General features: G+C 73.7%; 6 protein-coding genes. 4 read left to right on the top strand and 2 right to left on the bottom strand.

What is annotated here, in order from left to right:
• The first annotated feature begins 232 nt into the window (after positions 1-232).
• From NBX02_RS17810 to NBX02_RS17795, 4 genes are all read left to right on the top strand, one after another.
• Positions 233-1,135 (top strand): NUDIX domain-containing protein, encoded by a 903-nt coding sequence (locus NBX02_RS17810; RefSeq protein WP_250292302.1) that lies wholly within the window; start codon positions 233-235, stop codon positions 1,133-1,135.
• Complete coding sequence (locus tag NBX02_RS17805) at positions 1,132-2,403, top strand: molecular chaperone DnaJ (protein ID WP_250292300.1); 1,272 nt, start codon at positions 1,132-1,134, stop codon at positions 2,401-2,403. The genes NBX02_RS17810 and NBX02_RS17805 overlap by 4 nt, the downstream gene beginning before the upstream one ends.
• 194 nt (positions 2,404-2,597) lie before the next feature.
• Positions 2,598-3,590 (top strand): hypothetical protein, encoded by a 993-nt coding sequence (locus NBX02_RS17800; protein ID WP_250292298.1) that lies wholly within the window; start codon positions 2,598-2,600, stop codon positions 3,588-3,590.
• A 40-nt stretch (positions 3,591-3,630) separates the two neighbouring features.
• Positions 3,631-5,169, top strand: coding sequence for an adenylosuccinate synthetase (locus NBX02_RS17795; RefSeq protein ID WP_250292295.1), 1,539 nt, complete (start codon positions 3,631-3,633; stop codon positions 5,167-5,169).
• On the opposite strand, the gene NBX02_RS17790 is transcribed toward NBX02_RS17795, so the two are convergent.
• A complete protein-coding gene (locus NBX02_RS17790) occupies positions 5,117-5,590 on the bottom strand; it encodes a VOC family protein (protein WP_250292293.1) in 474 nt (157 codons plus the stop codon). The two genes, NBX02_RS17795 and NBX02_RS17790, sit on opposite strands and share 53 nt — an antisense overlap.
• 10 nt (positions 5,591-5,600) lie before the next feature.
• Positions 5,601-6,074: a helix-turn-helix domain-containing protein gene (locus NBX02_RS17785; RefSeq protein ID WP_250284045.1), complete on the bottom strand. Its 474-nt coding sequence runs from the start codon at positions 6,072-6,074 to the stop codon at positions 5,601-5,603.
• Positions 6,075-6,214 lie beyond the last annotated feature (140 nt).

The raw sequence follows: 6,214 nt of genomic DNA, 5'->3' as shown, positions 1-6,214 counted from the left end.
GCCCGCCCGGCCCGCCCGGCGGGCGCCTGTCCGCGGCTGACCGGGCAGGCGACAGACCCGCCGGTACCGCTCGTCCGTGGCTGATCGGCGGCTCACGTCCCCGGCGCCTGCCCCTGCCCGGTCTGCCCTCTTGCGCTCCGCGCCGGCGTCCGATATGTTCTTCTCGAATCGAGAAATTCTCTTAGTGAGAAGAACTTGTACTGGGCTGCCGGCGTCCGGAGGGGAGCGGTCGATGGGGGTGGTGGAATCCGCGGGCTCATCGGTGCGGGGGGAGCGGGAGGTCCCGGTGGCGGAGCGGGGCGGGCCGGCCCCGTACGACCCGCGTGCCTATGACCCGATCGCGGTCACCGTCGACGTGGTCGCTTTCACGATCCGTGATCAGTCGCGTGCGCGGGAAGCCGGTGGCCCGCCGGGCAGGCGTGCCCTGCACGTCCTGCTGGTGCGTCGCGGGGAGATGCCGTACGCGGGCCGCTGGTCCCTGCCCGGCGGTTTCGTGCGCGCCCACATCGCCGCGGACGGCACCCGGCGGGAGGAGGACCTGCCGCAGGCCGCCGTCCGCGAACTGGCCGAGGAGACCGGGCTCGCCGCGTCGGGCGACACCGCCGCCGTCCCGCATGACCTGGGGCGGGTTCACCTCGAGCAGCTCGGCACCTACGGCACGCCCGGACGCGACCCGCGCATGCGCGTCGTCTCCGTCGCCTACCTGGCCTTCGCGCCGGGCCTGCCCGACCCCACCGCCGGTGGGGATGCCCGCGCGGCCGCCTGGATCCCGGTCGACGCGGCCGCCGTGACCGACCCGCCCGGGCTGGCGTTCGACCACGCCCGCATCCTCGCCGACGGCCTGGAGCGGGCCCGCGCCAAACTCGAGTACACGCCGCTGGCGACCGCGTTCGCCGGGGAGCGCTTCACCATCACCGAGCTGCGCGAGGTCTACGAAGCCGTGTGGGGGCAGCCCCTGCATCCCGGGAACTTCCACCGGAAGGTGCTGTCCGTGTCCGGTTTCGTCGAGGACACCGGTGCCACCACCGCCCGCGGCGGCGCCCGGGGCGGGCGCCGCGCCCGGCTCTACCGCGCCGGCACCGCCGGGCTGCTGCACCCCGCGCTGCTGCGCCCCGCCCGGGAGCGTGACACATGACAGCGGGCTTCACGGGCTCGGCCCGGCCGTCGGACGCACCGGGCCCGCTGCCGCAGCCCATCCCGGCCACGATCGACGAAGCCGTGCGGCTCATCCTGCGGGCCAGTGGCCCGTCGGCGCTGTTCGGGCAGGGCGGGGACGCTTCGGAGGCGGGCCTGCGCGCCGCCCGCCGCGCCTACCGGCGGCTGGCCCGCATGGTCCATCCCGACACGGTCCCGGCCGACCGGCGGCCGGACGCCCAGGCCGCCTTCACCCGGCTGGGCCGCCTGTGGGAGCGCCACCAGCGGGAGATCGCCGGAGGGGCGGCGGGCGGCCGGGGCGTCGTCGTCACCGGGAAGCACGTCTACACGGTCGGCGGGGTGTACGCCCGCGGCGACATCGCCACCCTGAGCGAGGCGACGTACACGGCTGTCGGCACCGGCGGCACCGGCGGCACCGCTGGCGGCACTGGCGGCAGCGGCGGCAGCGCTGGCGGCACCGGCGGCGGCGATGGCGCGGCGGCCGGCGCGCTGCTGAAGATCCCGCGGTCGGCCGCCGACAACGACCTGATGGGACGCGAGGCCGCGGCGCTGCGGCAGCTGGCCGGCAGGGGGGAGAAACGGTTCGCCGCCTACGTCCCCCGTCTCGTCGAGGCCTTCCGGCACCGCGCCGGCGCCGGCGGCGAGCTACGCCAGGTGAACGTCATCGAGCACGTCCACGGCTTCCGCTCACTGGCCGAGCTGCGTGCCGTGTGCCCGGACGGGCTCGACGCCCGCGACGTCGCGTGGATGTGGCGACGGCTGCTCGTCGCCCTCGGGTACGCCCACCGGGCCGGGGTCGTGCACGGCGCCGTCGTGCCCGACCATGTGCTCGTCCACCCCGACGACCACGGCCTGGTCCTGGTCGACTGGTGCTACTCGGTCGTCATCGCCCCGGACGGCCCGGGCGCTGCCGGCGGCCCGGGTGGCGCGGCCGGGCATGTGCCGGCGATGGTGGACCGTTTCGCCGGCATGTACCCGCCGGAGGTCGCGGCCCGGCAGCCGCCGGGCGCGGCCACCGACATCCACCTGGCGACGAAGTGCATGACGTACCTGCTGCGCGACGACGCCCCCCGCCCGCTCCTGCGGTTCGCCCGCGGGTGCACACTGCCCGCCATGTCCCGCCGGCCACGCGACGCCTGGCGTCTGCTCGGCGAGTTCGACGAGCTGCTGGAACGGCTCTACGGCCCGCGCCGTTTCCGGCCGCTGCGCGTCCCGGCCGCATCCCCCGGCACCGGCGGGTGCCCCTGAACGAGCCCGGCACCCGTCGCCACCACCGCACCGTTCCGTCTCACCGGACCGTCCGATATCACCGTCCGTCCGTCCGTCCGTCCGTCCGTCCGTCCTCGTCCTTGTTCTCGCCCGTTCTTGTTCTCGTTCTCGTCCTCGTTTTTTTTGTCCTTGTTTCTGTCCTCGTTGTTTTTCGTTTCTACCGGAGGAATCCCATGGGCAGCGGAGCCTGGTCCACCGACGTCTACGCCGCGGCCGCGAGCTACCGGAAGCGCAGCGGACGCGGCGCGTTCCACTACAGCGACAGCGTCCGTAGCGGCAGCCCGCGCGACAGCTGGAAAGCCCACCCCGGCCTCGACCCGCACGGCGTCGGGACGCGCGAGAGCCGCGACAGCGACGAGCACCCGACCTCGCTGGCCATCGGCGTCCTGTTCGACGTGACCGGGTCGATGGGGCAGGTGCCGCGCACCCTGCAGACCAAGCTGCCCGACCTGCTCGGCCTGCTCATCCGCAAGGGATACGTCGACGACCCGCAGATTCTCTTCGGCGCGGTCGGCGACGCCACCTGCGACCGGGTGCCCCTGCAGATCGGCCAGTTCGAGTCCGACAACCGGATGGACGACCATCTCGGCAACATCTTCATCGAAGGCGGTGGCGGCGGGCAGAAAACGGAATCCTACGAACTGGCCCTGTACTTCATGGCCCGCCACACCTCGACCGACTGCTACGAAAAGCGCGGCAAACGCGGCTATCTCTTCCTCATCGGGGACGAGATGCCCTACCGGCGGGTCAAGCGGAAGGAGGTCGCCGCGGTCATCGGCGACAAGCTGGCCGAGGACATCCCGGTCGAGCACATCGTCGCCGAAGCGCAGCGCAGGTACGAGGTGTACTACATCCTCCCGCAGGGGGCCTCGCACGCCGGGGACAGCGAGGTGCTCGCCGCCTGGCGCGCCCTGCTCGGACAGAACGTCATCGAACTGGACGATCTCGACGCCGTGTGCGAGACGATCGCGCTCACCATCGGCCTGGCCGAGGACGCCATCGACCTGGACGAGGGCCTGGGGCACCTGAACGAGACCGGCGGCGACGCACCGGTCGACGCCGTCGGCAAGGCGCTCGCCGCGTACGCGCGGGACCGCGGGGCGGTGGTCGTCTCCGACAGTCTGCCAGGCCCCGACGACGGCCCGAAGGGGATCACCCGGCTGTAGGACGCCGGCCAGCGGCCAGCTGGAGGGAGGAAGGCCCGTCGTGTCACACCGTCACGTCCCGCCCGGTCATGTCCCCGGCCGTGTCCCCGGCCATGTCATCGTCGTCGACCTCGGGTTCGGTGACGCGGGCAAGGGGACGGTCGTCGACCACCTGTGCGCGCGGGCGGCCGCGCGGGGCCGGCCGGTGCGCGCGGTGATCCGTTTCAACGGCGGTGCCCAGGCCGCCCACAACGTGGTCACCGATGACGGCCGGCACCACACCTTCGCGCAGATCGGCTCGGGGGCGTTCACCGCGGGCACCGCCACCCACCTCTCCCGCCACATGCTCGTCGACCCGCTCGCGCTGGCCGCCGAGGCCGACCATCTGGAGGCGGCCGGGGTGCCCGGCCCGCTCGCCCGGCTGACCGTCCACCGGGATGCCCTGCTCGCCACCCCGTACCACGTGGCGGCGAACCGGGCGCGCGAGCGGGCCCGGGTGCCGGCCCGGCACGGCTCGTGCGGCATGGGCATCGGCGAGACCGCCGCCTACGCCCTGGCCCACCCCGAGGACAGCCCCCGGGCCGGGGACTGCCTCGCCCCCGCCCGGCTGCGCCGCGTCCTGACCACGTTGCGTGACCGGCTGGCCGACGAGCTGGGCCCGCCGGCCGTGGCCGCGCCCGCGGTCGACGACTGCGTGGCGGCCTTCCGCGCCTTCGCCGACGCCGTCGAACTCGTGGACGACGGGTACGTCGGCCGGCTGCTGCGCGGCGGGCCGGTGGTGTTCGAGGGCGCCCAGGGCGTGCTCCTCGACGAGTGGCACGGCTTCCACCCCTACACCACCTGGTCGACGACCACCCCCGCGAACGCGGACAAGCTGCTCGCGGACGCCGGGATGGCGGGGGAGGCGCTGCGGCTGGGGGTGGTGCGCGCCTACACCACCCGGCACGGCGCCGGCCCCCTGGTCACCGAGGACGCGGAGCTGACCGCCGCGCTGCCCGACGCCCACAACGGCACCGGCCCCTGGCAGGGCGCCTTCCGGGTAGGCCACTTCGACGCGGTGGCCCACCGGTACGCCGTCGACGTCATCGGCGGAGTGGACGCGATCGCGCTGACCCACCTCGACTCGGCCGCCCGTCTCGGCCCGGCCGCGCACGTCGGCCCGGCCGTGTATGTCGGCTCGGCCGCGCACATCGACATGACCGCCCGACTCGACCGGGCCGCGCGCCTCGACGCGGTCGCCCGTCTCGGTGCGGCCGCCCGGCGGCGTCTGGCCGTCTGCCGTGCCTACGAGATCGACGGTGTGCCGGTCACCCGGCTGGCGCCGCGGCCGCCCGGCGACCTGGTGGGCCAGGCGCGGCTGACCAGCCGGCTGGCGCGGGCGCGGCCCGTCCTCGAGCCCGTCCCGGACGCCGCCGCCTGGCCCGGGCTGGTAGGGGAGGCGCTCGGAGCCCCGGTGACCCTGCTCTCCCACGGTCCGCGCAGCCGCGACAAGATCTCTTACGGGCCGCGTAACCGCGGCGAGATCTCCCTTGGCGTCACATCCGGTGTCAGCGGTCCGCCGGCGTCTCCGCCAGCCAGCGCTCGCGTACCTCGTCGGTGATCTCGCTGGGCTGGGCGGCCGGCTGCCCGATGCGGATGTGGTTGCCGAAGGGGTCGCGCAGCCCGCAGTCGATGCCGTAGGGCTGCTCGGTCGGCTCCTGGGTGAACTCGACGCCGCGGGCCCTGAGCTCCTCGTAGGTCCTGCGACAGTCGTCGGTACGCAGGATGAAACCGAGGCCCATCGCGCCCTTGGTCACCAGCTCGCGGACCTGGGCGGCGGTCTGCTCGCTCATGGCCGGCGGGCCGGGCTTCTCCAGCAGGATCTCGCGCTCGGGGTGGCCCGGGACGCTGACCGTCAGCCAGCGCATGAAACCGAGATCCACATCGGCGGTGATCTCCAGTCCGAGCTTGCCGACGTAGAAGTCCACGGCCTGGTCCTGGTCGAGGACGTAGACGGACGAGTGTGTGATGGCGTTGAACATGCCGGCAACGCTACGGAGCTTCGCCCCGGCCCGCTTCTCCGAAACTGCTCGGTCGTTCCCCACCGCTCGGTCGTTCCCCGAGGCTGCTCGGCCGCAGCCACGCCATTCCGAAACAGGTCGGTACCGCTGGCGGGGCCGGCGCCGCCCTCGTCCGCCGCCGGTACGCCGACGGTGACTCGCCGACGACGGCGTGGAACGTCCGGCTGAAGGTGCCGAGGCTGGTGAAGCCGACGTCGAGACAGATGTCGGTCACGCCGCGGTCGGTCTCCCGCAGCAGCGCCATCGCCCGCTCGACCCGGCGCCGTTGCAGGTAGCGGTGCGGCGTCTCCCCGAAGGTGCTCCGAAACGCCCGGATGAAATGCGCCGGCGAGACGAACGCGATCCCCGCCAGGGTGGGGATGTCGAGCGGTTTCGCGTAGTCGCGGTCCATGGTGTCCCGGGCCCGCAACAGCCGGCGGTTGTTCTCCTCGACCGCCCGGTTCACCGGCCGCCGCCGTTCACCGGGTTCCGCCGTTCGCAGACCGCCACACGTCAGTATTCTACCGCCGTCCGTCCGTCCGTCCGTCCGCGGTGATTCATGCGTCACGGATGAACAGTGCGGAAAAACCATGTCGACGAATACGC

It is taken from the genome of Protofrankia sp. CiP1_Cm_nod1 (assembly GCF_920888515.1).
Taxonomy (GTDB): Bacteria; Actinomycetota; Actinomycetes; order Frankiales; family Frankiaceae; genus Protofrankia.
This window is presented reverse-complemented; position numbering and strand designations above follow the sequence as displayed.

Excerpts from the sequence above, each read along its gene's own strand:
- NBX02_RS17790 (WP_250292293.1), bottom strand. The coding sequence starts at position 5,590 with ATGTTCAACGCCATCACACACTCGTCCGTCTACGTCCTCGACCAGGAC.
- NBX02_RS17800 (WP_250292298.1), top strand. The coding sequence starts at position 2,598 with ATGGGCAGCGGAGCCTGGTCCACCGACGTCTACGCCGCGGCCGCGAGC.
- NBX02_RS17805 (WP_250292300.1), top strand. The coding sequence starts at position 1,132 with ATGACAGCGGGCTTCACGGGCTCGGCCCGGCCGTCGGACGCACCGGGC.
- NBX02_RS17810 (WP_250292302.1), top strand. The coding sequence starts at position 233 with ATGGGGGTGGTGGAATCCGCGGGCTCATCGGTGCGGGGGGAGCGGGAG.